Source organism: Micromonospora sp. MW-13 (assembly GCF_003434305.1).
Classification (GTDB): Bacteria; Actinomycetota; Actinomycetes; order Mycobacteriales; family Micromonosporaceae; genus Micromonospora.
Genome location: NZ_QKKX01000072.1, coordinates 1 through 24961 on the forward strand (window position 1 = coordinate 1; position 24961 = coordinate 24961).

The following is a 24961-nucleotide window of genomic DNA, read 5'->3' on the forward strand; positions in this document are numbered from 1 at the left end:
AAGACGCTGTCCATCTGGCTCATGCAGCGGCGCTCCGATGTGACCATCACGATTACCGGCCCGGGCGGCCGCAAGACACATGTCTCCACGAAGCGCACCAAGGATCCCGAGGCGGTCATCCGAGAGGTGCTCGACGCGACCACCGAGCAACAGTGATCCGCCTCCCGGATCCGGCTCGCTCCTATGCCATCCTGGTCGGTGTCTGGTCCTACGATGCGGACGCCGTCTTGGACCTGCCCGCCGTCGAGAACAATCTCGCCACGTTACGGGCGGTCCTCACCGACTCCGACCGGACTGCACTGCCCCCAGAACGCTGCATCGTCATTCGCAACCCGCGCGACGCGCGAACGGTGTTCCGGCAGCTGAAGAAGTACGCTACTTCCGCCGAGGACACTCTGCTGTTCTACTTCGCCGGCCACGGCTTCACCGGCGACCGCAACGAGCTGTACCTGAGCTTGGCCGAGACGCATCCGGACGAGTTGCCGGTCAGCGCCATCGCATATGACGTGGTCCGCCAACTGGTCAAGGAGAGCCCGGCTCGGAACCGGATCGTCGTGCTGGACACCTGTTTCTCTGGGCTGGCCGTGCAGGACATGGCGGGCGGCACGACAGCTGCGGTGCTCGGCCAGGTCGGCATCGAAGGCACCTACATCCTCACCGCCACCGAGCGCAATGCCCCGGCTCTCGCCCCTGCTGGTGCCAGATATACGGCGTTCACCGGTGAGCTGCTCCGTCTGCTCGTCGGCGGTGTGCCCGACGGCCCGAACCTGCTCACGTTTAGCGAGATCTATCGGCACCTGTATGCCAGCATGGTCGCCAGGGGTCTGCCGGTCCCAGGCCAGCGGGGAACCGGCACGATCGACCAGCTGGCTCTCACCCGCAACGGATGGCAGCACCGGGCCGAAACGAGGCAAGCCCAGCAGAGGCGGACCGAACCGCACCGGGCAGGCGCGGGCGGACTGCAGATTCGCCGGGTGGTCTTCGACGGCATTGTGGCGCACTGCCTCGCGGTCCATCCGATGACTGCATGCGGGCTGGTCGCCGGCCCGATGGGGTCGGACAGAGCGGAGCGGTTCATCCCCATGTGGAACGCCTCGGCGTCCGAAACCTTCTATGAGTTTGATGGGGCACAGCAGTTGGCCGTCTGGCGGGAGATGGAAAACAACAACGAGGACGCGGTGGCGATTTACTACTCGCATACCGCCACCAAGGCGTATCCGGCCCGGACGACCACCGCGTTCGCCTTGGCCGACGCCCACTACATCATCGTGTCGACCCGCGATCCTGACGCCGTCGAGTTCCGCTCATTCCGGATCAGGGACGGCGTCGTAACCGAGGAGTCAGTCGACGTCATCTGATTTCACCTGGGTGGAGGCAGCCAACTGCTGCCCGATCGGTGCGGCGTGCAGCATCCGCTGCTGGCGCGGCCAGCCGGGGTGGTCGTAGGACTGCCAGACACTCAGCCCGGTCCCACTCCGACAGGCCACGATCTCTCAGATCAATCGCAGCATCGCCCCGGATCGAGCACCGACCTCCGACGACGCTCCGCACGCCTCCTGCGGCCAACAGGCAATCAGCTTCTCCTCGTCGCCCCGAGTGGGGCGCCGCAATCCCGAGCACCACGATCAAATACTTGAAGGCATCCGTGCTGGGATCGGTGTCGGCCGCGAGGCGCGGGCGGATGACGGCGGCTCCGCTGCCCTCAGCGCCGGGCGCCGCCCGGTCGGCCTCGACCGGTCCCGGAGGCCCGGTGACCGACGCGCGGAGCCTGTACCACCGAGGAGTTGCCCGCCCCGGGCCGGAAGTCCCGCGCCGCGCCAGCAACCATCTCGTCGGGATCGCGACCGAGCGCCTGCCGGATGTGCGGCGGGACCACCTCCGACGTCGCCATCGCCATCCGCACCTGCACCGAGCGGTCGTCAACCAGGCGTCGCAGATCCGCCTCGGTCAACTCGACCGCGAGCACCAGCGCGACGCGGACGTCCACCACTGGATCCTGGGCAAGTGCGCTGCGCTGGGCGGTGGTGGTCCGCGGGTTGCGGGCGAGCCCCTTGCGCACGCGCACGGTGCGATCGGCCATCAGAGCGGTGATCACATCGGGGTCGTGGGTGTGGGTGGCGAGTCGTTCCCGCACCTCGGGTGAGACGTCGTCGACCAGCCGCGCGGCCAGTTCGGGCGCCAGTTCGCGCGACTCCGCGAGGAGACCGCGAAGCTCCTTGTCGGGAGCCTCCGCCATCACCCGGCGAACCGACTCGTCGCAGGCCGGGTTGCCGGCGACCGCCCAGCGGACCCACCGGTCGGCGTCCTTGACGAGTCGCAGGAGATTGGCGATCGAGGTCGAGGGGTTTCTCGCCACGGCCTCCCGGACAAGACGATCATGGTCCCGGGTCAGCGGCCGCAGTGCCTGCGCGGGCGCGTCGGTGCGGCTCGCGACCGCCTTACGGACCAAGGGCGACGGGTCGGACGCCAGGTCGATGAGGGTCAACTGTGGCGTTGTGGGGTCCTGCGCGAGGGCGAGCCGCACGTCGACACTGCCACCCGTCGCACCGTCCGCGGCGGCACCTGACCCACTGCGACGGTTGGGCCCGCCGACGTCCTGCTGGTTCCCCATGGGCGCCATCATCTCACGGGCCGACCGGGGAACCGCGAGCCCTCGCCAGCGCACTGGTGGTGGCCGAAGCGCCACTTCCGCGGATCCCCGGCAGGTCGACACCGACAGCCGGCTCCCGCAGAGAATGCCGTCCACGGCACCGTGTCGTCGTCCAGGTATCCCACCGGGCGCGCCGGCACGCCAGTTGCGGATCCCAGGCCGAGGATGGCAGTGGCAGTGGAACCCGGGCCTGGCCCGCGCCCCCGCGAAGCTCACCCCGCTTGCCTGGATGTCAACGGCTGGTGCGCGCGGCGCCCTCGGTCAGTCCGCGGCGGGCGGTTCGTCGCCGACCGCGAGGGCGCGCAGCGGGACGGGCTTGACCGGCGCCTGCGCGGTGAACGCCCCGACCTGCTCCGGCCCCCGGCCGGTCAGCGTGGAGATGAGCTGGCAGAGGCCCGGCTGGCAGGACCGCCCCTGGCACAGGCCCATCCCGGCGCGGGTCACCAGCTTCACCGCGTTCGCGGTGCCGAGGTGCGGATTGGCGCGCAGCGCGCGGCGCACGTCGCCGGCCCGCACCTCCTCGCACCGGCAGAGCACGGTGTCGTCGGTGACCAGGCTGCCCAGGGCCGCCCGGTCCGGCGCGAACCGGTCGAGTACCTGCGTGACGAAACGTCGTCGGCGGCGCAGCTCCCGGCGGACCGGGCGGGCCAGCGTGACGGCCCGGTGCTCGTCGAGCAGCCCCAGGTCGCGCAGCACGCCGAGGGCGGCGAGCCGGCCCTCGACCTCCGCCTGCTCGGCGCCCGCGACGCCGGTCAGCTCGCCGGCCACCGCGATCTGAGGCACCGAGGTCCGCAGCCACTCGTCGTGCCGGACCACCCAGCCGCCCGCGGGGGAATCCCAGGTCACCGCGCAACCGGCCTGCCGGGCCAGCTCGACGGAGGGGACGAAGCCGTACCCCAGCGCCAGCACGTCGCAGGGCACGTCCCGGTCGGTCCCGGACACCGGCAGCCCGGTGGGGCCGACCTCGGCGAGGGTCACCGTGGTCAGGTCAGGGTCGCCGGCGGCGCGGCGGACCACCGTGCCGAACCGGACCGGCACGCCCGCCCGTCGCAGGACGCGCAGCGCGTCGACGCCCTCGGCGATCTTGCCTCCCGCGCCCGCCGCGGCGGCCAGCCCGGCCGGTCCGGGCAGAAGGTCGCGGCGGCGTTGGATCAGCGCGACCTCGACCACCCGGGCGCCGGCCCGGACCAGTTGGGCGGCCACCACCAGCAGCAGCGGGTGGCCCCCGGCCAGGACGAACCGGCCGCCCGGCAGCAGGCCCTGCGCCTTGACGAACGTCTGCACACCGCCTGCCGTGAGCACTCCCGGCAGGGTCCAGCCCGGAAACGGCACCGGCAGGTCGTACGCGCCGGCGGTGAGCAGCACCGCCCGCGGTTCGAGCAGGCGGACACCGACCGGACCGTGCGTGGCGACCCGGTAGCGGCCCGGCGGGGGCTGGTCGCCCGCGTACCCGTCGAGGCCGGCCCGGGTGCCGAGGACGCCCCACACCGTGGTGTCGGCGAGCCAGCGGACGCCGGGAGCGGCGGTGGCCTCGGCCAGCAGCGCCCGACCGGCGGGGGACGATCCGGCCGGCGGGGTGAACCCGGCCGGCGGCTGGCGGTAGATCTGCCCGCCCGGCTGCTCCTGCTCGTCGACGACGGTGACGGCGGCGCCATGCCGGCCGAGGGTGGCGGCGGCGGCCAGCCCGGCCGGGCCAGCGCCGACCACCACCACGTCGGGCGCGCTCACCGGGGCACCGCCGTGCGGACCCGCATGTCGGCCCGTACCCGGATCAGGCAGGAGCGCTGGCAGGGCACGTCGTCCACCGTGACGACGCACTCGAAGCAGATCCCCATGTTGCAGTAGGGCGCCCGGCGGGCGCCGCCGCGGGTGGTGCCGACGGCCCGTTCACCAGCGGCAAGCAGCGCGGTGGCCAGCGACTCGCCCGGGTGGGCGGGAACGGTCCGCCCGTCCACCTCGATGGTGACCGGCTCGGGTCGGTCCATCGGGGTGCGCCTCGGCGCGTCCGGAGGATTCGACGGGCGGTGTTCAGACAAAGTTCAGCGCTCCGAAACGGGAGGGTGAGTAGTCCTCGATCGACCGGTCGGTCTCGCCGGTCACGACCATGCGGGCGAGGAGCCGGGCGTAGGTGAGGCCGAGGGTGAAGGCCGAGCCGCCGGTGGCGACGAACAGTCCGGGCCGGCGCGGGACCGCGCCGAGCAGCGGCAGGTGGTCCGGGGTGAGCGTGGTCATGCCCGTCCACGTCCGGATCACCGGCAGGTCGAACACCGCCGGGACCACCCGGGCGGCGTCGGCGTTGCCGACCAGCGACTCGTACCGCAACTCCGGGTTGGTCTCCAGGTCGACCTGTCCGGCCCGGCTGACCAGCTTGGCCGGCCACCCGCCACCGATCAGCACGTTGCCGTCCTCGGTCTGCTTCATCGACAGCCGCCGGCCGACGTGCTGGATCAGGTGCGGCAGGAACGGCCGGCTGCGGGCGGTGGCGCTCATCGTCAGCCCGACCGGGAAGACCGGCAGCCGGACGTCGGCCATCGCGGCCAGCTCGGCGGTCCAGACCCCGCCGGCGAGCACCACCGTGTCGGCCAGGTGGGTCTCCCCGGCGGTGTCCCCGGGCCCGGTCCCGGTTCGCAGTTCCCAGTGCCGGCCGCGCCGGTGCAGCCCGGTGACCCGGCAGCCGGTGCGCAGCACGGCGCCGTACCGGCCGGCGGCCCGGGCCAGCGCCGGGGTGACCAGTCGGGGGTTGGCCTTGCCCTCGCCGGGCACGTGACCGGCGGCGAGCACGGTGTCCGCCAGGTACGGCGCGAACCGGCGCAGCTCGGGGCCGGAGAGCACGGCGACGTCGAGACCGTACTCGCGTTCCAGGGCCGCCTTCCGGTCCAGCACGGCGATCTCCGCCGGGGTCTCGGCGAGCATCAGCCCGCCGGTACGGGACACCCCGCACCGCTCACCGAGCTCGTCCTCGACGGTGGCCCAGGCCCGCATGGCATCCAGGTGCAGCGGGAGCGCACGGGCCGCCGCACGGGCCGCGTCGTCGCCGTGCTCGACCATCCGGAACTCCAGCTGAAAGTGCAGGCTGCCCGCGTTCTGCCCGGAGGCGTGCCGGTTGACCTGGTCCTTCTCGACGAGCAGGACCCGGTTGCCGGCGCGGGCCAGGTGCCAGGCGGTCGCGCAGCCGAGCAGACCGCCGCCGATGACCGCCGTGTCGTACGAAGTCATGGGAGCAGGTCGAGCTGGGTCATGGTGGCCCGGACGCGGTCCTGTTCGGCGGGGGTCAGCGGGAGCAGCGGCGCGCGGACGTGCCCGGCCGGTACGCCGCGCAGGGTGAGCGCGTACTTCATGATCGCCTGAGCGTTGCCGAACCGGGCGCCGTAGTCCGGCCCGAACCAGTCCTCCATGATCACCCGGTCGCGGGCGCCGAGGACCCGGGCCCGGTCGAGGTCCCCGGCGCGCAGGGCGCGGAAGAAGTCGGGGTGGTCGGCGCCAAGCACGGCGCCGGCTCCCATCAGCCCGTCGCCACCGATCGTGGTCATCAACTCGATGCCGACCTCGTTGGTGGGGATGCCGAAGTAGCGCACGCGGTGGCGCAGGGCGACGAGGCTACGGACGAATCCGCCGAAGTCCGGGGTGGAGTTCTTGACCGCCACCACGGTGTCCAGCCCGCTCAGCTCCGACAGCAGGTCGGCGTCCAGGTCGACGCCGGTGCCACGGGGCCAGTTGTAGACGCAGAGCGGCATGTCCACCGCCTCGGAGACGGCCCGGTAGAAGGCTACGATCTCCGACCGGGTGGGCACCACGTACGGCGGCGGGGTGAGCAGGATGCCGTGCAGGCCTGCGTCCCGGGCGGCCTCGGCGTGCCGGATCGCCTCCGCGGGCGTGTACGCGTTGCAGCCGCCGAGCACCGTGAGGCGGTCGCCGACCCGTTCGGCGGCCGTCCGGAACAGCGCGGCGCGTTCCTGTTCGGTGAGGCTGAACCACTCGCCCGTGGTACCGCCGACGATCACCCCGTGCAGCCGCTCGGCGGCGAGCCAGTCCAGTTGGACGCGCCAGGCGGCGAGGTCCAGTTCGCCGGTGGCGGTGAACGGGGTGGTGACGGCCGGGAGGTAGCCGAACCAGTCGACGCTGTCACGGTCCATTTCGGGTCCTTTCGACGGGCGGCGTCGTACCGCCCACGTGCGCGACGCGGGCCGGGTGACGTGCCGGGGTGGGTCAGGGGGTCGGCGGGGTGACCGCGATGACGAGCCGGGCGCGCTGGTCGCTGGCGTTGCGGTAGAGGTGGGGCAGCCGGGAGTCGAAGGTGATCGCCTCGCCGGTCTTCAGGACGTACTTCTCGCCACCGATCTCGGCGACGATCTCGCCGGTGACGGCGATCGCGCACTCGGTCGAGGGGTGGGCCCACGGCTCGCCGGAGCTGGCGTCGCCGGGTGCCAGCTCGGCTTCGAGCACCTCCAGGTCGCCCCGCCCCGGGGTGAGCCGGTCGTAGGCGATCTGCCCCGGAGGAGCGGCGAGCCGGGTCCGCGAACCGGGACGGCTGATGTGCACCAGCGGCGCGTCCGGCTCGGAGAACAGCGCCGCGATGGAGGTGTCGAAGACCTTGGCGAGCTTACGGAGGGTGGCCAGGCTGGGGTCCGTGGCGCCGTTCTCGATCTGGCTGAGCAGGGCAGGTGAGACGTCGGCCGCAGCCGCGAGCTGGCGCAGCGTGAGGGAGTGCTGCTGGCGCAGGTCGCGGAGCTGGTCACCGAGCATGCGTCTTCCTCGTTCCAACAGTGTGACTAGAAATGTTTGACGTAACTATACGCGGTTGTCTAGCATGGTCAAACACAAGGCGAACGTGTTTGGCGTAACTAGACAAGCCGCGCTGAGGAACGAACCGGACAGGAGTCCCGTCCGGATACATCCAACCTCATGACGGTGTACGGGCGAAGACCCGCAAGCCGCCCATTGGTTGGCACCGGCGGCCCCGGCCGCAGCGTCACCGGTGACGCCGGGCGCGACAACCCAAGAGCCCGTCCCGCGCGGGCCGGCCCATTCGAAGGTAGGAACAGCATGTCGGTGTCCCCTCGCCGGCTCCGCGTCGGAGCGATCGCTCTGGCTGCGCTGGCCATAGCCTCCAGCACCGCGTGCAGCGCGGGCGGCAGCGGAGGAAACGGTAACGGCGGTTCGGCCAAGACCCTCACCGTCAACACCTCGTTCGTCCTCAAGACCCTCGACCCCGGCCGGATCTACGAGGCCACCGGGCTCACGGCCGTGCACTCCCTCTACGACACCCTGCTGACCTTCAAGGGCTCGGACGTCGGCAAGCCGGTCCCGGCGCTGGCCGAGTCGTACGAGGCCTCCGCCGACGCGAAGACCTTCACCTTCAAGCTCCGCGAGGGGGTGAAGTTCTCCGACGGCAGCCCGCTGACCGCCGACGACGTGGTCTTCTCCCTCAACCGGCTGAAGAACGTCAAGGCCAGCCCGGCGGTCATGGTCAGCGGCCTCACGGTCGCCAAGACCGACGACCGGACCGTGGTGGTCACCTCGGCGACCGCCGACCCGAACATCCCGGTGGTGTTGGCCATGCCCTCGACCGGGGTGGTCAACTCCAAGGTTGCCAAGGAGCACGGCGCGACGGACGGCCCCGACGCCGCGAAGAGCGACACCGCGCAGCAGTACCTCGACAAGAACTCCATCGGCAGCGGCCCGTACGTGCTGAAGTCGTACGACCCGTCGGCGCAGGTGGTGCTGGAGGCCAACCCCAACTACTGGGGCACCAAGCCCGAGTTCGGCCGCGTCGTGCTGCGCAACATGGACGTGCAGACCCAGAAGCTGACCATGCAGCGGGCCGGCGGCTCGGAGATCGCGCTGGACATCTCCGGCAAGCTCCTGGAGGGGCTGCCGGACACGCTGAAGACCTCCGCCATGCAGGACACCGTCTACTTCCTCTTCCTCAACGCCGACCCGGCCGTCTCGCCGGTGACCTCGAACCAGAAGTTCAACCAGGCACTGCGCGCCTCCATCGACTACCAGGGCATCGCCGGGCTGTACGGCAAGGGCGCCGCCCCCGGCGCAGGGCTGGTGGCCCCGGCCTACCCGGGCACGCTGCCCGCCGGCGAGGAGTCGAAGCGTGACGTGGCGAAGGCCAAGGCGTTGCTCGCCGAGGCGGGGCTGACCAACCCCAAGGTCAAGTTCAACTACCCGGCCATCACCTACAAGGGGGTCGACCTGGGCACGGTGGCCACCAAGGTGCAGGGCGACGCCGCCGAGGCCGGCATCAAGCTGGAGCTGACCCCGCAGCCGCTGACCACGTTCCTCGACGAGATGCGTACGGGCAAGATGGCCCTCGGGTTCACCCCGCAGAGCCTGAACTACCCGGTCGCCGACTCGCTGATCAACAACATGTCCCCCGGCCAGGCCACCGCGCTGCGCTCGGGCTGGACGGTGGAGCGGGCCGACCCGGCCGTCGTGGCCGCCGGCAAGAAGGTCACCGAGACCCTCGACCTGGCTGCCCGGGCCACCGCCATGCAGGAGTGGCAGCGGGCGATGAACGCCGCCTCGCCCTACATCGTCCTGGCCAACAACTCCTCCACCGTCGTAGCCAGCGGCGACCTGACCGGCACCGACTACACCGCTGCGGGCTGGCAGGTCGACCTGGCCGCCGTCGGCCGGGAGTAGACCACCTCATGACGACGACAGTCGACGACGCCGAGCCGGGCGCGGTCACCACGACCGCGTCCCGGCCCCGGCCGCGCCGGGCGCTGCTGGTGTTCCTGGCCAAGCGGGTGGCGATCACGGCCGGGCTGCTGCTGGGCGTCACGATCGTGACGTTCGGCCTGGTGACCGTGGTGCCCGGTGACCCGGTCACCGCCAACCTCTCCGACCAGGCGCTCAACGACCCCGCCACGGTGGCCGCGTTCCGCGAGAAGTGGGGCCTGGACCAGCCGCTGTACGTGCAGTACCTGCAGTACCTCGGCAACCTGTTCCGGGGCGACCTCGGCATCTCCCAGCAGACCGGCCGGACCGTGACGGACGACCTGTTCCAGTACGTGCCGGCGACCATGGAACTGGCCATCCCCACCATGGTGCTGGCGCTGCTGATCGGCACCGGGATCGGCATGCTCGCCGCCGTGCGCAACGGCCGGATCACCGACCAGCTGATCCGGGTCGGCGCGCTGCTCGGCCTGTCCACCCCGCCGTTCTGGCTGTCGCTCGTCGTGCTCTACGTCTTCTTCTACCAGCTCGGCCTGGCGCCCAGCGGGGGACGGCTCTCCACCGACTTCAGCCCGCCGCCGACGGTGACCGGCATGTACACGGTCGACGCCGCCCTCGCCGGCCAGTGGGACGTGGCCTGGGACGCCGCCCAGCACCTGGTCCTGCCGGTGCTCGTGCTGACCAGCCTGACCGTGGCGATGCTGGTCCGGTTCGTCCGCTCGTCCATGCTGGAGGTGCTCCAGCAGGACTACATCCGGGCCGCGTACGCCAAGGGCCTGCCCACCCGGGTGGTGTTCCGCCGGCACCTGCTGCGGGCCGGGCTGGTCCCGGTGATCACCGTCTCCGGTCTGGCCTTCGCCTCGCTGCTCTCCGGCACGGTGCTGGTGGAGAACATCTTCGGCTGGCCGGGCCTCGGCCAGTACGCGTACCGCAGCGCGACGGCGCTGGACCTGCCCGCGATCCTCGGCGTCAGCCTGTTCGTGGCGCTGGTCTACACGCTGGTCAACCTCACGGTCGACCTGCTGTACGGGCTCATCGACCCGAGGATCCGGCTGTCATGACCACACTCGCACCCGACCCCGTGGCGCCCGACCCGAAGGCGACCGACGCGCTGGCCCGGCGCCGGTTGCTGGGCCGGCTGCGCGGTCGCTCGACCGGGCGGCCCATCTGGCGGCAGCCGATCGCCGTGGCGGCCCTGGTCATCCTCGGCGGGTGGCTGCTGATGGCACTGTTCGCCCCGGTCGTCGCGCCGTACGACCCGTTGGCGCAGAGCCCGGACGCGTACGCCCCGCCGTCGGGCACGCACTGGTTCGGCACCGACTCCCTCGGCCGGGACGTGTTCAGCCGGGTGATCCACGGCTCCCGCCTGTCGATCCCGCTCGCGCTCGCCATCGTCTCCCTCGCCCTGCTGATCGGCGGCCTGCTCGGCCTGGTCGCCGGCTACGTGGGACGGTTCGTCGACGAGGCGCTGATGCGCCTGACGGACCTGGTCTTCGCGTTCCCGCAGATCATCCTGGCGATGGCGGTGACCGCCGCGTTCGGGCCCAGCACCCGCAACGCCGTCCTCGCGCTGGTCATCGTCTCCTGGCCGGTCTACGCCCGGGTCATCCGCAGCGCCGTGCTGACCATGCGCGGCGAGGACTACCTCAGCGCCGCCCGGCTGCTCGGCATCGGGCCGGTCCGCGCGCTGCGCCGCGACGTCCTGCCCAACAGCGTGGGGCCGGCGATCGTGCTGGCCACCCTGGAGCTCGGCAACGCCGTGCTGCTGCTGTCCGCGCTGTCCTTCCTCGGCCTCGGCCCCCGCCCGCCGGCCGCCGAGTGGGGCTCGATGGTGGCGCTCGGCTCGCAGGACCTCTCCATGTGGTGGGTCAGCGTGTTCCCCGGCCTGGCCATCCTCACCGTGGTGATGGCCTTCAACGTGCTCGGCGACGCGCTGCGCGACCGGATCGACCCCCGCTACGCGAAGGGACGTTGACAATGCCACCCCTGCTCGAGGTCGACTCCCTGGCCGTCACCCTGCCCGGCCCCACGGGGCCGCTGCCGATCCTGCACGACGTGTCGTTCACCGTCGGTGAGGGCGAGATGGTCGGCATCGCGGGAGAGAGCGGGTGCGGCAAGAGCCTCACCGCGCAGACCCTGCTCGGGCTGCTGCCCGCCGGCGCCAAGGTCACCGGGTCGGCCCGGTTCGCCGGGACCGAACTGCTCAGCCTGGACACCAGGCGCTGGCAGAAGGTGCGCGGCGCCGGAATCGCGATGGTCTTCCAGGACCCCACCGCGGCGCTGCACCCGATGCTCACGGTGGGCCGGCAACTGACCGAACACATGCGGGTCCACCTGGGCCTGGACCGGCGGGCGGCGGACCGGCGGGCGGTGGAACTGCTCGACCAGGTCCGCATCCCCGACCCGCAGCGGGCGGTGCGGGCATACCCGCACCAGTTCTCCGGCGGCATGCGGCAGCGGGCGGCCATCGCGATCGCCCTCGCCGCCCGCCCCCGGCTGCTGATCGCCGACGAGCCGACCACCGCGCTCGACGTGACGGTGCAGGCCGGCATCCTCGCGCTGCTGGACCAGTTGCGCGCCGAGACCGGGTTGGCCGTCGCCTTCATCACCCACGACCTCGGGGTGCTCAGCGCGCTCACCACCCGCGGGTACGTCTTCTACGCCGGGCGGGTGGTGGAGACCGGCCCCACCGGAGCGCTGCTCACCGCGCCGCGCCACCCGTACACGGCCGCGCTGCTCGGCGCCCGCCCGCACGGCACCCAGGCCGTCGGCACGCTGCGTCCCATCCCGGGCGGGCCGCCGGCACCGGGGCAGGCGCCGCCCGGATGTCCGTTCCAACCCCGGTGCGGGTACGCCGAGCCGTCCTGCGGCACCGTGCCTCCCCCGCTGTCCCCGGCCGGCACCGACCGGTCGGTGGCCTGCGTGGTCCGTCCGCACCTGGAGGTGGCGGCATGAACGAGCCGGTCGGGTCAGGCAACCTGCTCGAGATCAGCGACGTCGAGGTGGAGTACAGGCCGCGCGGCCGGGGGCCGGTCCGGGCCGTGGCCGGGGTGAGCCTGGAGGTGGCGCCCGGCCAGATCGTCGGCCTGGTCGGCGAGTCCGGCTGCGGCAAGTCGTCGCTGGCCCGGGTGGCGGTCGGGCTGGCCGCGCCGAGCGCCGGGACGATCCGGTTCGCCGGCCGCCCGGTCACCCCGCTCGGCTGGCGGCGCCGGCCGGTGCCGGAGATCGGGCTCCAGATGGTCTTCCAGAATCCGTACGCGTCGCTGAACCCCCGGCGCACCATCGGCACCCAACTCCTCGACGGGGTGCCGGACACGGTGACCGGCGCCGCCCGCCGGGCGAGGGTCGCCGACCTGCTGGACCGGGTCGGCATGCCGGCCGGGGCCGCGGAGCGGTACCCGCATCAGTTCTCCGGCGGCCAGCGGCAGCGGCTCGCGATCGCCCGGGCGCTGGCGCCGGAACCCCGGATGATCATCGCGGACGAGCCGGTCACCGCACTGGACGCGTCGTCGCAGGCGCAGGTGGTCAACCTGCTCGTCGGGCTGGTCCGGGACCTGGACATGGGCATGCTGTTCATCTCCCACGACCTGTCCCTGGTGCACGAGATCGCCGACGTCACGGCCGTGATGTACCTGGGCCGGATCGTCGAGACCGCACCCACCCGCCAGCTGTGGCGCTCGCCCCGGCACCCGTACAGCCGGGCGTTGATCGACGCGGTGCCGCAGATCGGCCCGCACCCGCAACTGCCCAGGACGCTCGCCGGGGAGGTGCCCGACCCGGCGCAGGCGCCGGTGGGGTGCCGGTTCCGGCCGCGTTGCCCGCACGCCTTCGGGCCGTGCGGCGAGCAGCCGCCCACGCTCGATCTCGGCGACCGCAGCGCCGCCTGCTGGCTCAACGACCCCACGGTGGCGCCGACCACCGTGCCCGCCGCGTAGAGGACACCGCATGCACATCCCCACCGAACAGGTCCTGGTCAACCTCGCGCTCTACGACGGCGTACGGGACGACGTCCAGCGCGACAGCGGCATCTGGGTCGGTGCCGACGGCACGATCCGCGCGGTCGGGCCGGTCGACGACGTCCTCGCCGAGGCGGGCGGCGCCCGGGTGGTCGACCTGCACGGCGACCACGTCATGCCCGGCCTGACCAACATGCACGTCCACCTGTCGCTCGGCCTGCCCGGCCACTTCGGCGACGAGGTGCACCGGTCGAACCTCGCCGAGTTGGTGCTGCTGATGGCCGACTCGGCGCGCCGGACCCTACACTCCGGGGTCACCACCGCCCGGCTCGTCGGCGAGAGCCGGTACGCCGACTTCGCCCTGCGCAAGGGGATCGAACGCGGCGCGGTGGACGGCCCGCGGATCTTCACCGCCGGGCACGCCCTGTGCTGCACCGGGGGACACGGCTGGGAGGCCGACGCGCTGGAGGCCGACGGGGCGGACGGCTTCCGCCGGCTCACCCGGCAGCAGATCCGGGCCGGCGCCGACCTGATCAAGGTGTGCATCTCCGGCGGGATCGCCGGCCAGTTCGAGTCGATCGACACCCCGCAACTGCTCGACGACGAGCTGGCGGCGGTGATCCGGGTGGCGCACGACTGGGGACGCAAGGTCACCGCGCACGCCGGCCCGGTCGAGTCGGTGCGCCGGGCCGTGGAACTCGGGCTGGACTGCGTCGAGCACGGCTACGAGCTGACCGACGAGGTGACCCGGCTGATGGCCGAGCGGAACGTCTGGTACGTCCCGACCATCGTGGTCAGCCGCTGCGAGCAGTTCTTCCGCGACTCCGGCGTGCCGGGCTGGCTGATGGACCGCGCCCTGGCCGCCGGGCCCCGACACTGGGAGAGCCTCCAGCACGCCATCCGCAACGGGGTGCCGATCGCGCTGGGCAGCGACATGCCGCCACACGCCGGCTACGACGAGACGACCGCGACCGTGCGCGAGCTGGAGTTCATGGTGGACGCCGGGATGCCCGTCGCCGACGCCCTGAAGTCCGCCACCATCCGCCCCGCGCAGTGGCTGGGCCAGGCCGACACGCTCGGCAGCGTCGAGGTGGGCAAGCACGCCGACCTGCTGGTCCTGCGCGACGATCCCACCCGCTCGGTGTCCGCGCTGCGCACCCTGCACACGGTGCTCAAGGGTGGCGTCGGGTACCGCGACGACCACGGCCGCCTCGGCGTCGCCCGATGACGACGATCACCGAGGTCGCCGACCGGTACCTCGACGCGCTCGCCGGGCTGGATCCGGAGGCCGCCGAGGCGGCGGGTCGTACGCCCGACTCGCACTTCGCGGACCTCTCCCCCGACGGCTTCGCCGCCCGCGCGGAGCTGGCCCGCGGCACCGCCACGGCGGCGGCCGGCGCCGGTGTCGACGGCACGTCGCAGCGGGCCCTCGCCGGCGCCCTGCTCGACCGGCTGGCCAGCGAGGTCGACCTCTACGACGCGGGCTTCACCACCCGGCTGCTCGCCCCGCTGGCGACGCCGGTGCACCTGGTCCGGCAGGTCTTCGACAACCTGCCCCGCAACACCGCGCAGGACTGGGCGGTCGTCGCCGCGCACCTGCGCCGGGTGCCCACGGCCCTCGGCCAGTACGCCGAGACGCTGCGCTGGTCGGCCCAACGGCGACGCCTGGTGGCGCGCCGGCAGGTGCTGGCCGTCGCCGACCAGTGCACCGCCTGGGTCACCTCCGACGACTTCTACGGCCGGCTGGTGGCCGGGGGTCCGGAAGGGCCGCTGGCCGGGGAGCTGGCCGCCGGGGCCCGCTCGGCCACCGCCGCGACGGCGGACTTCGCCGCGTTCCTGCGCACCGAGCTGGCGCCACGGGCCACCGACGTCGACGGCGTCGGTCGCGACCTGTACGCCGTCACCGCGCGCAGCTTCCTCGGCGCGACCGTCGACCTGGACGAGCTGTACGCGTACGGCTGGGAGGAGCTGGCCCGGACCGCCGCCGAGCAGCGGGCGGTCGCCGCCGAGCTCGGGTACCCGGACGTGGCGGGCGCACGGGCCGGGCTGGACGCCGACCCCGCCGGCCGGGTGCCGGTCGGGCCCGACCTGGAGGAGTGGCTGCGGGAACGCACCGAGCGGCTCACCGACGCCCTGGACGGCCCGCACTTCGACATCCCGGCCGCCACCCGCCGGGTGGTGTGCCGAATCAGCCCCGCCGCCTCCGGGGTCATGTACTACACCCCGCCCGACGCCGGGTTGACCCGCCCGGGCGGAATCTGGTGGTCGACGCCCCCCGGCGAGTCGACGGTGCCGGTGTGGCGGCACGTCGGGACGCTCTGCCACGAGGGGCTGCCCGGGCACCACCTCCAGCACGCAATCACCCTCACCACCGCCGACCTGCACCCGTGGCAGCGGTCGCTGTGCCAGGTCCACGGGTACGCCGAGGGCTGGGCGCACTACGCCGAACGCCTCGCCGACGAGCTCGGCCTCTACGCCGGTCCCGCCGAGCGGCTCGGGATGCTCGACGGGCAGATGTGGCGCGCCGCCCGGGTGGTCATCGACCTCGGCCTGCACCTGGACGTGCCGATCCCGGCCGGGACCGGCTTCACCGACGCGCGCCGGTGGACCCCCGAGCTGGCCGTGGACTTCCTCGTCCGCGTCGCCGGGCTGGACGCGGCGACCGCGCGGTTCGAGGTCGACCGGTACCTCGGCTGGCCGGCGCAGGCGCTGGCCTTCAAGGCCGGGGCGCGGCTCTGGCAGCAGGCCCGCCGGGAGGTCGAACGGCGCGAGGGCGCCGCGTTCGACCGCAAGCGGTTCCACCACCGGGCACTGCGGCTCGGGCCGATGGGGCTCGACCCGCTGCGCGCCCGCCTCGCCGAGCTCTCCTGATCCCCGACACCCCCGTCCGCCCCGACCGGAAGCGAGCCCCGATGACCGTTGACGATCTCACCGCCGCCATCACCGACATGTACCGGTCGTTGGGGGACCGGGCGGCGTTCGACACCCGGCTGCACCCCGAACTGACGATCTGGGAGTCCGACGCGCCCGACCTGCTGGACGGTCTGGCAGCCCTGGACGACCTGCGGGATCGCCGGGCGGCGACCCGGGGACCGGCCGCGCCCCCGACCTCGGTCGCCCCCGAGCAGTTCCGGGCCGAGGCGTGGGAGGACACGGGCCTGGTCCGCTACGTCCTGCGGGCCCGGTACGCGACCGGGCAGCCGGACGACTGTTTCCGGGTGACGGACGTGCTGCGCCGCGACGAGCGAGGCTGGCGGATCGTGCACCACCACGCGGAAGCCCTCCGGTGAACGCCGAGGAAACCGGTCGCCGACCTCCCATGACCTCCAAACGCGTCGCGAGCATCGACACGCGCTGAAGCAACTGCTCGGTGCCCGGCCCACCGGCGAACCAGCGCAGGATCACAGCATAGTTCAGACTTTACTTAATTAAGCTGATGCTGACATAGTTCGTGGGTGCACGCGTTCGATGTCCTCGGCGACCCGGTGCGACGCCGAATACTGGAGCTACTCGCCGACGGAGAGCAGGCCGCCGGGGCCGTCAGCGAGGTCATCCGGGCAGAGTTCGGCATCTCGCCACCTGCGGTGTCGCAGCACCTGCGAGTGCTGAGGGAGTGGGGTTTCGTCACCGTCCGTCCGGACGGCACGCGGCGCCTCTATGCGGTGGAGGCAGCGCCTCTGCAGGAGGTCGACATCTGGCTGGAGCGCTTCCGGCAGTTCTGGAGTCAGCGCCTGGACGCGTTGACCACCGAACTCGCCCGCGGCAGACGCCACCAGCGCGACAACCGTGGGTTCGCTGCCGGGACATCGGATCGTCGTCAGGAAGCCGAGTCCGTTAGCGAGGAGGAATCGTGATCGACATCGTCAGCCAGATCAACGCCACGCAACGGGAGATCGCCAACCAGGCGGTTGCTACCGGTGAAGGGCGGTCGCTGCTGCTGTGCCGGGTCTACGACGCCCCGATCGAGGACGTCTGGAGCGCCTGCACCGACCCGGAGCGGCTCAGCCGATGGCTGGGCCCGATCGAAGGCGACCTGCGGGCCGGCGGCACGTTCCAGCTCAAGGACAACGCCGGCGGCGACATCCTGCGCTGCGAGGAACCCCGTCTGATCAAGGTGACCTGGGTCCTCGGCGAAGGCATGCCGACCGAGGTCGAGGTGCGCCTGGCGACCGGCTACGACGGCCGCACCGTCTTCGAGCTGGAGCACGCCTCACCCGCCCAGATCGTCGACGAACTCGTGCGCAGCTACGGTCCCGGTGGCACGATCGGAATCGGCTGTGGCTGGGACCTCGCGCTGCTCGGCCTCGACCTCTTCCTGCACGGCGGCGTGAGGTTCGACCCCGCCACGTGGCAGGACACCCCCGAGGGAAAGGAATTCGCCATCCGCAGCTGCCACGCCTGGGGGCCCGCGATCCAGGCTGCCTGGGGAACCAGTGCCGACGACATCGCCACGGCCATCGCGTTCGTGGTGCAGCACTTCGCCCCCGAAACCAGCGGCGACCGCTGATGACCCGCGGGCGAACACCGGATGGCACCCGCTGCGCGAGTGATCCACGTGATAGGCAGGAGGCTGAGGTGACTGAGACGACGGCGGCCGAGGTGATGGCCGAGCTGGCCGCGCTTGAGGACCCGAAGACGCGCAAGGTGAACGAGAAACACGGTGACGATCACGGTGTGCACCTCAGCAAGCTGCGCGCGCTCGCGAAGCGGCTGAAGACGCAGCAGGAACTCGCGCGCCAGCTCTGGGAGACGGATGACACCGCGGCGAGGCTGCTGGCAATCCTGATCTGCCGTCCGAAGGCGTTCGAGCGTGACGAGTTGGACGTCATGTTGCGCGAGGCGCGCACACCCAAGGTGCATGGCTGGCTCGTGAACTACGTGGTGAAGAAGAACCCGCACTCCGAACAGCTGCGCCTGGCCTGGTTCTCCGATCCGGATCCAGTGGTCGCGAGTGCCGGCTGGGCGCTGACCACCGAACGCGTGACGAAGAAGCCCGAGGGCCTCGACCTCGCGGGGCTGCTTGACACCATCGAGGCGCAGATGAGAGACGCCCCGGACCGCCTGCAGTGGGCGATGAACGAGTGCCTGGGTCATATCGGGATCGAGCACGCCGAGTACAGTGCCCGCGCAATCGACATCGGTGAGCGCCTGGAAGTGCTCAAGGACTACCCGACTCCCCCGGGCTGCACGTCTCCGTTCGCGCCCATCTGGATCGCCGAGATGCTGCGCCGACAGCACGACAAGTAGGCAGTTTCCTGTCCACGCGCGTGCCGCTACCCGTCCGGGCCTGCCGGCGCACCCGGACCCCGTAGCCCGGCCGGGTGGTCTCCCGCTCCTGCCAGCCGGCCCGGTCCGACCACCACCGGCGCAGCGCCAGGCCGGCGGCCGGTCCGTGGTCGCGGACCACAAACCACACCTCGGCGATCGCCGCCGCGTGCGCGACGGGCCGTTCAAGCGGTTTCGACGATCCGGTTCTCCCAGGCCCAGACGGCGATCTCGGTGCGGTTGCGCAGGCCGAGTTTCGTTTGGATGGTCGAGACGTGGCTTTTGACCGTACTGAGGGAGATGAACAGTTCGGCCCCGATCTCCAGGTTGGTGCGACCGCGTGCGATCTCCCGGACCACCTCGACTTCGCGTTCGGACAACGACGGCAGCGACTTGTCGGGTTCTGGTTTCGGCGTGGTCAGGTGGCGTAGCAGCCGGACGGTGATCGACGGGGAGACGAGCGCGTCGCCGTTGTGGGCGGCGCGTACCGCCTCGACGAGCAGGGCCGGGCCGGCGTCCTTGAGGATGAAGCCGGCCGCGCCGCCGTGCAGCGCGCCGTACACGTATTCGTCGAGGTCGAACGTGGTGACCACGATGACCCGCATCGGGTTGGGTACCCGGGGCCCGGCCAGTGCCCGGGTCACCTCGATGCCGTCGAGCCGGGGCATCCGGATGTCCACCAGGCAGACGTCGGGACGCAGTTGGCGGGCCTGCGCGATCGCGTCGACACCGTCTGCCGCCTCGGCGATGACGCTGATGTCCGGCTGGTCTTCGAGGATGAGCTTCAGGCCGCTACGGATCATCGCCTGGTCGTCGGCGAGTAGTACGCGGATCGTCATCGTGACCGCCCGTCGTGGATGGGCAGGGTGGCCAGGACCGACCAGCCTGCGTCGGGGCGGGGGCCGGTGTGCAGCGTACCGCCGAGGGTTTCGACGCGCTCGCGCATGCCGATGAGGCCGTACCCGCCGCGGTGCGAGGCGCGGGCGGGGCCCGGTGCCGCGTCGTCGACCACTTCGACCGTGACGCCGGAGGGGTTCTGGTCGACGGTGACGGTGACGCCGTAGGCGTGCGGCGCGTGGCGGGCCACGTTCGTCAGCGCCTCCCGGACGATCCGGTACACGGTGCTCGTCACCTCCGGTGGCCATGCGGCGCTCTCGTCGGGTACCCGTAGGCGCACCGGTGGGCCTTGCCGGTCGAAGCGCTCGACGAGCACGCCGAGCTGCTCCTGCCCTGCCGAGGCGGGTGGCGCGTCCTCGGCATCGCGGAGCAGGCCGACCACGCGGCGCATGGCGCGCAGCGCCTCGGTGCCGGCGGCCTCGATCGCGGTCATCGACTCGGCCACCTGACCCGGGTTCTTGCGCGCGACGACGTGGGCGGCCTGCGCCTGGATCAGCATGCCGGTGATGTGGTGGGCCACCACGTCGTGCAGTTCCCGGGCCAGCTCCAGCCGCTCGTCGCGGCGTACTTTCTCCGCGGTGGCCGCCGCCCGGTCGTCCAGCAGCCGCAGCGCCAGCCCGACCGCGACCGCGCCGAGCCAGGCCGCGACGTTCATCGCCACGACCCCCGAGGCGCCCGAGGACTGCGGCCGGGCGGCGAGATAGGCGCCGCCGATGACTGCGAGCCCTCCGGCGGCGAGCGCACCAGCCGGTACGGCAGGCAGCGCGCGCACCGCCGACCCGACGAGTACGGCGAGCGCCAGCGCCATGGCCGGTCCCGGCTCGGTCGGGAGGTGGAACACCCGGGCCACCGCGACGGCCAGCCCAGCGATCCCGAGACCGGCGACAGCCGCCCACGCCCGTTGCCGCCGCCGTACCAGCGCCAGCACACAGACCACGACGGCGGCGGCGGCACCGGCGATCCAGTACCGGGTGCCCCACGTCTGCGCGATCGCCGCAGCCTCAATGACGATCGCGGCGAGGAAGACCATGGCGAGTCCCGCCGTGGCCGCGACCCCGAACAGCCGGTCCCAGATGCTCACCCTGTTCAACTTACGAGTCCCGCCCGGCCGTGCGCAGACTGATCCCGAGCGCCACGGCGACCAGCCAGGTGACCGTGTTCACGACGGTCACCACGGTGAAGCCCGCCGCGTCCGGAAGCGCGGTCAGCCAGGTACCCACCACCACCGCGAACCCGCCCGCCGCAACGGCCGCGGCGCGCGGTCCCGGCAGCGTCCGGATCCCCGAACCGACGAGTACGGCCAGCGCCAGTGCGGTGACCGGTCCCGGCTCCTGCGGCAGGTCGGCGACCCCGGCCACCACGATCGCCACCGCCGCGACCGCGAGTCCTCCCGCCACCGGCCAGGTCCGCTGCGGCCCGCGCAGCAGCGCGAGCAGCCCTGTCACCGCCCCGGCCACGCAGTCGAACAGCCAATAGAGCCCGCCCCAACTGTCCGCGACCAGATACGCCGTGAGCCCGAGTCCGGTGACGAAGACCAGCCCGAGTACGGCGTTCACTGCCGTTCGGTGTGTCGTGTTCATGCCAACGACGCTAGGAAATCGCCGGCCCACGCGAACCGGCCAAAAGTAGGGTCGTCCGCGTACCGGCCCCTGCCTTGGACCGATGCCCGGACCGCCCGCCGTTCGCAGGATTAGCCCATGGAAACACCACTCGTGCTGCACGCCGAGCAACTGACCAAGCGGTACGGCCGCCGCACGGCACTAACCGACTGTGACCTGAGAATCCCGCGCGGGCATGTCGTCGGGCTGGTCGGTCCGAACGGCGCCGGCAAGTCCACACTCCTCCAACTCGCCTGCGGCCTGATCGCACCGACCGCGGGTACGTTGTCCGTGCTCGGGTCCAGACCGGCAGCCAACGCGGCGCACCTGGCCCGGGTCGGCTTCGTCGCCCAGGACACTCCGGTGTACGCCTCGTTCAGCGTCGCCGACCACCTGAGGATGGGTGCCTGGCTGAACCCGTCCTGGGACCCGGCGCTGGCCAAGCGGCGCATCGCCGAGGTCGGCCTGGACCCGGCGCAGAAGGCGGGCCGGCTCTCCGGCGGCCAGCGCGCGCAGCTCGCGTTGGCCATCGCCGCCGCGAAACGACCCGAGCTGCTCATCTTCGACGAGCCCGCCGCCGCGCTGGATCCCCTGGCGCGCATGGGCTTCATGCGGAGTCTCATGGAGTTCGTGGTAGAACTCGGCGCCAGTGCCGTGCTCTCCTCGCACCTGTTGAGCGATGTCGAGCAGGTCTGTAACTACCTCGTCGTACTCTGCGACTCGCGCATCCAGGTCGCCGGTCCGGTACGGGATCTGCTCGCCTCGCACCACAGGATCGCTGGCGATCCGGCCAGGATGGCCGCCGGGGTCGAGGTTATCTGGGCGGAGCGTGGCCACGCCCTGGTACGGGACGGTGCGGCGGTACGGAACGGTGCGGCGGCCCGGGACGCCGAGCCGGTCACGCTGGAGGAACTGGTCCTCGCCTACCTGTCGCGGGCCGCCGGAGCCGGTGCCGCGCCCCGCGTGAGTGCGGCGGTGGCGCGATGATCAGGATGAGCTTGCGGCAGTTCCGGATCCAGGCGCTCGTCGGAGCGTTCCTGTTGGTCGTGGCCGCCATCTACCTGGTGCGCCTCGGCGCGGACATCCGTGCCGTGCGGGACACCTCCCAGCTTCCGATCCAGTACGGGCAGACGATGCTGTTCCTCGCCGCCGGTTTCGGTCTGGTACCCGCGCTCATCGGTGCGTTCTGGGGCGCGCCGCTCATCGCTCGCGAACTGGAGACCGGTACCCATCGGCTGGTGTGGAACCAGAGTGTGCCCCGCCGCCGCTGGCTCGCGGTCAAGCTGATGGTGCTCGGCCTTGCCAGCATGGCCGTCGCCGGTACGCTCAGCGCGCTGTTGACGTGGGCGGCGGTTCCGGTCGACCAGGTGGCCGGCGACCGGTTCAGCGCGATCCTGTTCGGCGCGCGTGGTGTCGCGCCCATCGGGTACGCCGTCTTCGGCTTCACGTTCGGCGCCGTCACCGGGCTGCTGGTCCGCCGTACCCAGCCGGCGATGGCGATGGTGTTCCTAGCCGTGATCGCGGTCCAGTTCGCCGTGCCGAACCTGCTGCGACCGCACTACCTGCCCGCCGAGCGGGTCACCGTACCGATGAGTGCCGACACCATCAACCAAGCCCGGGCGCTGGGCAGCATCACCGGTGGGCCGGTCGTCGGAGGGGTAGAGATAGCGGACTCCTGGGTCACGGATACCAGTAAGCTCCTGACACCTGACGGCCGGCAACTGTCCGACGCCGCGTTCAACGAGTGTTTCAACAACGCCCCGGAGACTGGCGCCAGCGGCAGGTTCGGTGACACCGCGGTGTGTCTCGGCAAGCTCGACCTCCACGTCGACCTGGCCTACCAGCCCAACGGGCGCTTCTGGCCCTTCCAATGGATCGAACTGGCGTTGTATCTCGCGTTCAGCGCGCTGCTCGCGGCGGCCGGCCTGTGGCGCGTTGCGGGCGTAAGGGCACCATGACGAAAGCGCCGTGGCATGGCTATCTTGGGCCGGATGGACGGAGTGATCGTTGAGGCGGGCTCAGCACCAGGTGTTTTCGTGGCGACCGATCCGCTGGGACGGCACGTCGCCACCCTCGCCGGTGACGTGTTGACCGTGCACGACCTGGCCCGCGAATTGACCGGCGTCGTGTCGCAACCCATGCCGCCGCCGCGCCACGTCACGGTCCATCCCAGCGGAACGTCGATCGCGGTGCTGTCCGAGCCTTGGAAACTCGAGGTGTGGCGCCATGGTAAACGGGAGCGGGCCGTCCCCATCGAGGCCTGCGACTGGCTCGCCTACACCGCCGGTGGTGCGCACCTGCTGCTCGGCGTGGCGGGTGAGCCGGCGCGGCTGCACCTGCACGATGCGGTCACGCTCGACCGGCTTGATACCAGCGGGCCGCTGCATCTGGACGTGAATCCGTTGGCCGGATGGGGTGAGGGTGTCGAGGTCACGCACGCCGCGTCGGCCGTGGGCTTCGCCGCGAACGTTGGAGACGATCCGCAGGTCCTCGCCGTCGCCGAGGTCCGCGACGGCCGGCTGCGGGTGCACGGCGCGGAGACCGGCCAGGTGTACGCGCGGCACCTCCCCGGCGAACGCGTCAACGGCATCGGGCTCAGCGAGCATGAGCTGTTTGCGCTCGACGACGATGGGATCGTCACCGCGTTCGCCTGGCAGGCGCCGGAGGTTACCCGCCGGTGGGTCGCCAGCGGCACAGAGCTGTTCGACGACGAGGATCTGCAGTTGGGCGGTGCGGTGTTCACGCGTGACGGCATCGTGACGCTGGATGTCGTACGGGACAACGAACTCGTCGCCCTCGCACTGGTCGATGCCGCGTCGGGGCGGCGCACCGGGCTGCTGGCCCCGTCAACGCACTGGCGGAACGAGCACGCCATCCTCGACAACGGCTTCCTACGGCGCACCATCGACGACCGGACCTGGTTCGCCCGCGTGTGCTGACCAAGTGGGGCAACTGGACCTCGTCCGGCTCGGCAACGGCATCGACCAGACGATCATCCGCGCCTACGGTCTCCGACCTGGGCTGACTGACAGAGGGAAAGGGTGGGCCCGGGTCGTCGACCCGGGCCCACCCTTGTCACGCCACCGGGCGGATACGTCCCCAGTGCCACCAGGGCACGGAGTAACCGAGCTGATCGGCCCAGCCGAAGAACTTCTCGCTGCGCGGGTAGTACATCCCGTACCAGAAGAGCGGGACCCATTCGATGTCCCGGGCCCACACCTGCTGCAACTGCTGGTAGTGCTCGCGGCGCTCCTCCCGGGTGTCCGCGCGGCGCGCGGCCAGGTAGGCGGCGTCCACGTCGGGGTTGCGGTGCAGTCCCATGTTGTTCTGCCCACCGGAGGAGTACTTCGTCGCGGTGATCTCCGGGTCGGGTTCCATCGAACCACCGACGATGATCAGGTCGAAGTCATGTGCCTTGCGAACCTGACGGGACCAGTCCTCCGAGGCCAGACCGTCGAAGGACACCTCGAAGCCGACCTCGCCGAGCTGGCGGGCGATCAGTTCGGCCAGCGGCCGGTGACCGTGGAACATGTCCATGTAGAACATGGTCAGCCGGCCCCGTACGCCCGACGCGTCCGCGGTGACCCCGGCGTCGTCGAGCAGGGCGCGGGCCCGCTCCACGTCGTGGCCGGGCGCCTTGGCCTCCCGGTTCAACGCCCACGACGTGCCCAGCAGGTAGTGGTCCCAGGCCTGGGAGACGCCCGGATCGCCCAGCTCGGCGATCTCGTCCCGGTTGACCGCGTACGCCACCGCCTCCCGGACCCGCTGGTCCTGCCAGAGCGCACGGCCGTGGTTGAAGTCCAGCAACGCCATGCCCGGCCCCTGCCGCGTGAAGATATCCACCCCCGACACGCCTTCGACCAGGTGCAAGCGGTCCCGGGTGAGGGTGTCCTGCGGAACGATGTGGG

The 24961-nt window shown here is 71.8% G+C and carries 26 protein-coding genes; 16 read left to right on the plus strand and 10 right to left on the minus strand.

Going from position 1 to position 24961, the window contains the following annotated elements; all coding sequences use genetic code 11:
• The first annotated feature begins 12 nt into the window (after positions 1–12).
• A complete protein-coding gene (locus tag C5N14_RS34300) occupies positions 13–156 on the plus strand; it encodes a hypothetical protein (RefSeq protein ID WP_371685916.1) in 144 nt (47 codons plus the stop codon).
• Entirely contained in the window at positions 153–1358 is a 1206-nt protein-coding gene (locus C5N14_RS34305; RefSeq protein ID WP_117672163.1) for a Mov34/MPN/PAD-1 family protein, read from the plus strand. The genes C5N14_RS34300 and C5N14_RS34305 overlap by 4 nt, the downstream gene beginning before the upstream one ends.
• Positions 1359–1702: 344 nt before the next feature.
• On the opposite strand, the gene C5N14_RS27385 is transcribed toward C5N14_RS34305, so the two are convergent.
• The 6 genes from C5N14_RS27385 to C5N14_RS27410 form a co-directional block, all read right to left on the minus strand.
• Positions 1703–2524 carry a hypothetical protein gene (locus tag C5N14_RS27385; protein ID WP_128763676.1) on the minus strand — a complete coding sequence of 274 codons (822 nt, stop codon included), beginning with the start codon at positions 2522–2524 and terminating at the stop codon, positions 1703–1705.
• A gap of 387 nt (positions 2525–2911) precedes the next feature.
• Positions 2912–4378, minus strand: a complete 1467-nt coding sequence (locus C5N14_RS27390) for an NAD(P)/FAD-dependent oxidoreductase (protein ID WP_117672167.1) — start codon at positions 4376–4378, stop codon at positions 2912–2914.
• Positions 4375–4635 carry a (2Fe-2S)-binding protein gene (locus C5N14_RS27395; RefSeq protein ID WP_117672169.1) on the minus strand — a complete coding sequence of 87 codons (261 nt, stop codon included), beginning with the start codon at positions 4633–4635 and terminating at the stop codon, positions 4375–4377. Before C5N14_RS27395 ends, C5N14_RS27390 begins: the two co-directional genes overlap by 4 nt.
• A 43-nt stretch (positions 4636–4678) precedes the next feature.
• A complete protein-coding gene (locus tag C5N14_RS27400) occupies positions 4679–5866 on the minus strand; it encodes an FAD-binding oxidoreductase (protein ID WP_117672171.1) in 1188 nt (395 codons plus the stop codon).
• Positions 5863–6783: a dihydrodipicolinate synthase family protein gene (locus tag C5N14_RS27405; RefSeq protein WP_117672173.1), complete on the minus strand. Its 921-nt coding sequence runs from the start codon at positions 6781–6783 to the stop codon at positions 5863–5865. Before C5N14_RS27405 ends, C5N14_RS27400 begins: the two co-directional genes overlap by 4 nt.
• Before the next feature lie 73 nt (positions 6784–6856).
• Positions 6857–7393: a helix-turn-helix domain-containing protein gene (locus C5N14_RS27410; RefSeq protein WP_117672175.1), complete on the minus strand. Its 537-nt coding sequence runs from the start codon at positions 7391–7393 to the stop codon at positions 6857–6859.
• A 300-nt stretch (positions 7394–7693) separates the two neighbouring features.
• Between C5N14_RS27410 and C5N14_RS27415 the strand changes: the two genes are divergently transcribed.
• The 11 genes from C5N14_RS27415 to C5N14_RS27465 all read left to right on the plus strand — a co-directional run bounded on the left by C5N14_RS27415 (position 7694) and on the right by C5N14_RS27465 (position 18540).
• Complete coding sequence (locus C5N14_RS27415; protein ID WP_117672177.1) at positions 7694–9301, plus strand: ABC transporter substrate-binding protein; 1608 nt, start codon at positions 7694–7696, stop codon at positions 9299–9301.
• An 8-nt stretch (positions 9302–9309) separates the two neighbouring features.
• Positions 9310–10398 (plus strand): ABC transporter permease, encoded by a 1089-nt coding sequence (locus C5N14_RS27420; protein WP_207892888.1) that lies wholly within the window; start codon positions 9310–9312, stop codon positions 10396–10398.
• Positions 10395–11312: an ABC transporter permease gene (locus C5N14_RS27425; protein ID WP_117672179.1), complete on the plus strand. Its 918-nt coding sequence runs from the start codon at positions 10395–10397 to the stop codon at positions 11310–11312. The genes C5N14_RS27420 and C5N14_RS27425 overlap by 4 nt, the downstream gene beginning before the upstream one ends.
• Before the next feature lie 2 nt (positions 11313–11314).
• Positions 11315–12292 (plus strand): ABC transporter ATP-binding protein, encoded by a 978-nt coding sequence (locus C5N14_RS27430; RefSeq protein WP_117672181.1) that lies wholly within the window; start codon positions 11315–11317, stop codon positions 12290–12292.
• On the plus strand, positions 12289–13272 hold the full coding sequence (locus tag C5N14_RS27435) for an ABC transporter ATP-binding protein (protein WP_117672183.1): 984 nt from the start codon (positions 12289–12291) through the stop codon (positions 13270–13272). The genes C5N14_RS27430 and C5N14_RS27435 overlap by 4 nt, the downstream gene beginning before the upstream one ends.
• 10 nt (positions 13273–13282) lie before the next feature.
• Complete coding sequence (locus tag C5N14_RS27440; RefSeq protein ID WP_117672184.1) at positions 13283–14521, plus strand: amidohydrolase family protein; 1239 nt, start codon at positions 13283–13285, stop codon at positions 14519–14521.
• Entirely contained in the window at positions 14518–16164 is a 1647-nt protein-coding gene (locus tag C5N14_RS27445; RefSeq protein ID WP_117672186.1) for a DUF885 domain-containing protein, read from the plus strand. The genes C5N14_RS27440 and C5N14_RS27445 overlap by 4 nt, the downstream gene beginning before the upstream one ends.
• 41 nt (positions 16165–16205) lie before the next feature.
• Entirely contained in the window at positions 16206–16583 is a 378-nt protein-coding gene (locus C5N14_RS27450) for a nuclear transport factor 2 family protein (protein ID WP_117672188.1), read from the plus strand.
• Positions 16584–16748: 165 nt separating this feature from the next.
• A complete protein-coding gene (locus C5N14_RS27455) occupies positions 16749–17147 on the plus strand; it encodes a helix-turn-helix transcriptional regulator (RefSeq protein ID WP_117672190.1) in 399 nt (132 codons plus the stop codon).
• Positions 17144–17800, plus strand: coding sequence for an SRPBCC domain-containing protein (locus tag C5N14_RS27460; RefSeq protein ID WP_117672192.1), 657 nt, complete (start codon positions 17144–17146; stop codon positions 17798–17800). Before C5N14_RS27455 ends, C5N14_RS27460 begins: the two co-directional genes overlap by 4 nt.
• A gap of 95 nt (positions 17801–17895) precedes the next feature.
• On the plus strand, positions 17896–18540 hold the full coding sequence (locus C5N14_RS27465; protein ID WP_207892889.1) for a DNA alkylation repair protein: 645 nt from the start codon (positions 17896–17898) through the stop codon (positions 18538–18540).
• 203 nt (positions 18541–18743) lie between these two features.
• Here the strand turns inward: C5N14_RS27465 and C5N14_RS27470 are convergent, their stop codons facing one another.
• From C5N14_RS27470 to C5N14_RS27480, 3 genes are read right to left on the minus strand one after another with little or no spacing between them, the layout of a single operon-like run.
• On the minus strand, positions 18744–19397 hold the full coding sequence (locus C5N14_RS27470; protein ID WP_117672196.1) for a response regulator transcription factor: 654 nt from the start codon (positions 19395–19397) through the stop codon (positions 18744–18746).
• Positions 19394–20536, minus strand: a complete 1143-nt coding sequence (locus C5N14_RS27475) for a sensor histidine kinase (RefSeq protein WP_243640090.1) — start codon at positions 20534–20536, stop codon at positions 19394–19396. Before C5N14_RS27475 ends, C5N14_RS27470 begins: the two co-directional genes overlap by 4 nt.
• A gap of 10 nt (positions 20537–20546) precedes the next feature.
• Positions 20547–21035, minus strand: coding sequence for a metal transporter (locus tag C5N14_RS27480; RefSeq protein WP_117672198.1), 489 nt, complete (start codon positions 21033–21035; stop codon positions 20547–20549).
• 117 nt (positions 21036–21152) lie between these two features.
• On the opposite strand from C5N14_RS27480, the gene C5N14_RS27485 reads away from it, so the two are divergent.
• From C5N14_RS27485 to C5N14_RS27495, 3 genes are read left to right on the plus strand one after another with little or no spacing between them, the layout of a single operon-like run.
• Positions 21153–22040 (plus strand): ABC transporter ATP-binding protein, encoded by an 888-nt coding sequence (locus C5N14_RS27485; protein ID WP_117672200.1) that lies wholly within the window; start codon positions 21153–21155, stop codon positions 22038–22040.
• Positions 22041–22045: 5 nt separating this feature from the next.
• Complete coding sequence (locus C5N14_RS27490; protein WP_371685917.1) at positions 22046–23011, plus strand: ABC transporter permease subunit; 966 nt, start codon at positions 22046–22048, stop codon at positions 23009–23011.
• 33 nt (positions 23012–23044) lie between these two features.
• Positions 23045–23992, plus strand: a complete 948-nt coding sequence (locus C5N14_RS27495; RefSeq protein ID WP_128763677.1) for a hypothetical protein — start codon at positions 23045–23047, stop codon at positions 23990–23992.
• A gap of 136 nt (positions 23993–24128) precedes the next feature.
• Here C5N14_RS27495 and C5N14_RS27500 read toward each other — a convergent pair.
• The coding region (locus C5N14_RS27500) for an ABC transporter substrate-binding protein (RefSeq protein WP_133305770.1) at positions 24129–24961 on the minus strand (833 nt) is incomplete at its 5' end.

Excerpts from the sequence above, each read along its gene's own strand:
- C5N14_RS27395 (WP_117672169.1), bottom strand. The coding sequence starts at position 4,635 with ATGGACCGACCCGAGCCGGTCACCATCGAGGTGGACGGGCGGACCGTT.
- C5N14_RS27400 (WP_117672171.1), bottom strand. The coding sequence starts at position 5,866 with ATGACTTCGTACGACACGGCGGTCATCGGCGGCGGTCTGCTCGGCTGC.
- C5N14_RS27405 (WP_117672173.1), bottom strand. The coding sequence starts at position 6,783 with ATGGACCGTGACAGCGTCGACTGGTTCGGCTACCTCCCGGCCGTCACC.
- C5N14_RS27410 (WP_117672175.1), bottom strand. The coding sequence starts at position 7,393 with ATGCTCGGTGACCAGCTCCGCGACCTGCGCCAGCAGCACTCCCTCACG.
- C5N14_RS27415 (WP_117672177.1), top strand. The coding sequence starts at position 7,694 with ATGTCGGTGTCCCCTCGCCGGCTCCGCGTCGGAGCGATCGCTCTGGCT.
- C5N14_RS27420 (WP_207892888.1), top strand. The coding sequence starts at position 9,310 with ATGACGACGACAGTCGACGACGCCGAGCCGGGCGCGGTCACCACGACC.
- C5N14_RS27425 (WP_117672179.1), top strand. The coding sequence starts at position 10,395 with ATGACCACACTCGCACCCGACCCCGTGGCGCCCGACCCGAAGGCGACC.
- C5N14_RS27430 (WP_117672181.1), top strand. The coding sequence starts at position 11,315 with ATGCCACCCCTGCTCGAGGTCGACTCCCTGGCCGTCACCCTGCCCGGC.
- C5N14_RS27435 (WP_117672183.1), top strand. The coding sequence starts at position 12,289 with ATGAACGAGCCGGTCGGGTCAGGCAACCTGCTCGAGATCAGCGACGTC.
- C5N14_RS27440 (WP_117672184.1), top strand. The coding sequence starts at position 13,283 with ATGCACATCCCCACCGAACAGGTCCTGGTCAACCTCGCGCTCTACGAC.
- C5N14_RS27445 (WP_117672186.1), top strand. The coding sequence starts at position 14,518 with ATGACGACGATCACCGAGGTCGCCGACCGGTACCTCGACGCGCTCGCC.
- C5N14_RS27450 (WP_117672188.1), top strand. The coding sequence starts at position 16,206 with ATGACCGTTGACGATCTCACCGCCGCCATCACCGACATGTACCGGTCG.
- C5N14_RS27465 (WP_207892889.1), top strand. The coding sequence starts at position 17,896 with ATGGCCGAGCTGGCCGCGCTTGAGGACCCGAAGACGCGCAAGGTGAAC.
- C5N14_RS27470 (WP_117672196.1), bottom strand. The coding sequence starts at position 19,397 with ATGACGATCCGCGTACTACTCGCCGACGACCAGGCGATGATCCGTAGC.
- C5N14_RS27480 (WP_117672198.1), bottom strand. The coding sequence starts at position 21,035 with ATGAACACGACACACCGAACGGCAGTGAACGCCGTACTCGGGCTGGTC.
- C5N14_RS27485 (WP_117672200.1), top strand. The coding sequence starts at position 21,153 with ATGGAAACACCACTCGTGCTGCACGCCGAGCAACTGACCAAGCGGTAC.
- C5N14_RS27490 (WP_371685917.1), top strand. The coding sequence starts at position 22,046 with ATGAGCTTGCGGCAGTTCCGGATCCAGGCGCTCGTCGGAGCGTTCCTG.
- C5N14_RS27495 (WP_128763677.1), top strand. The coding sequence starts at position 23,045 with ATGGACGGAGTGATCGTTGAGGCGGGCTCAGCACCAGGTGTTTTCGTG.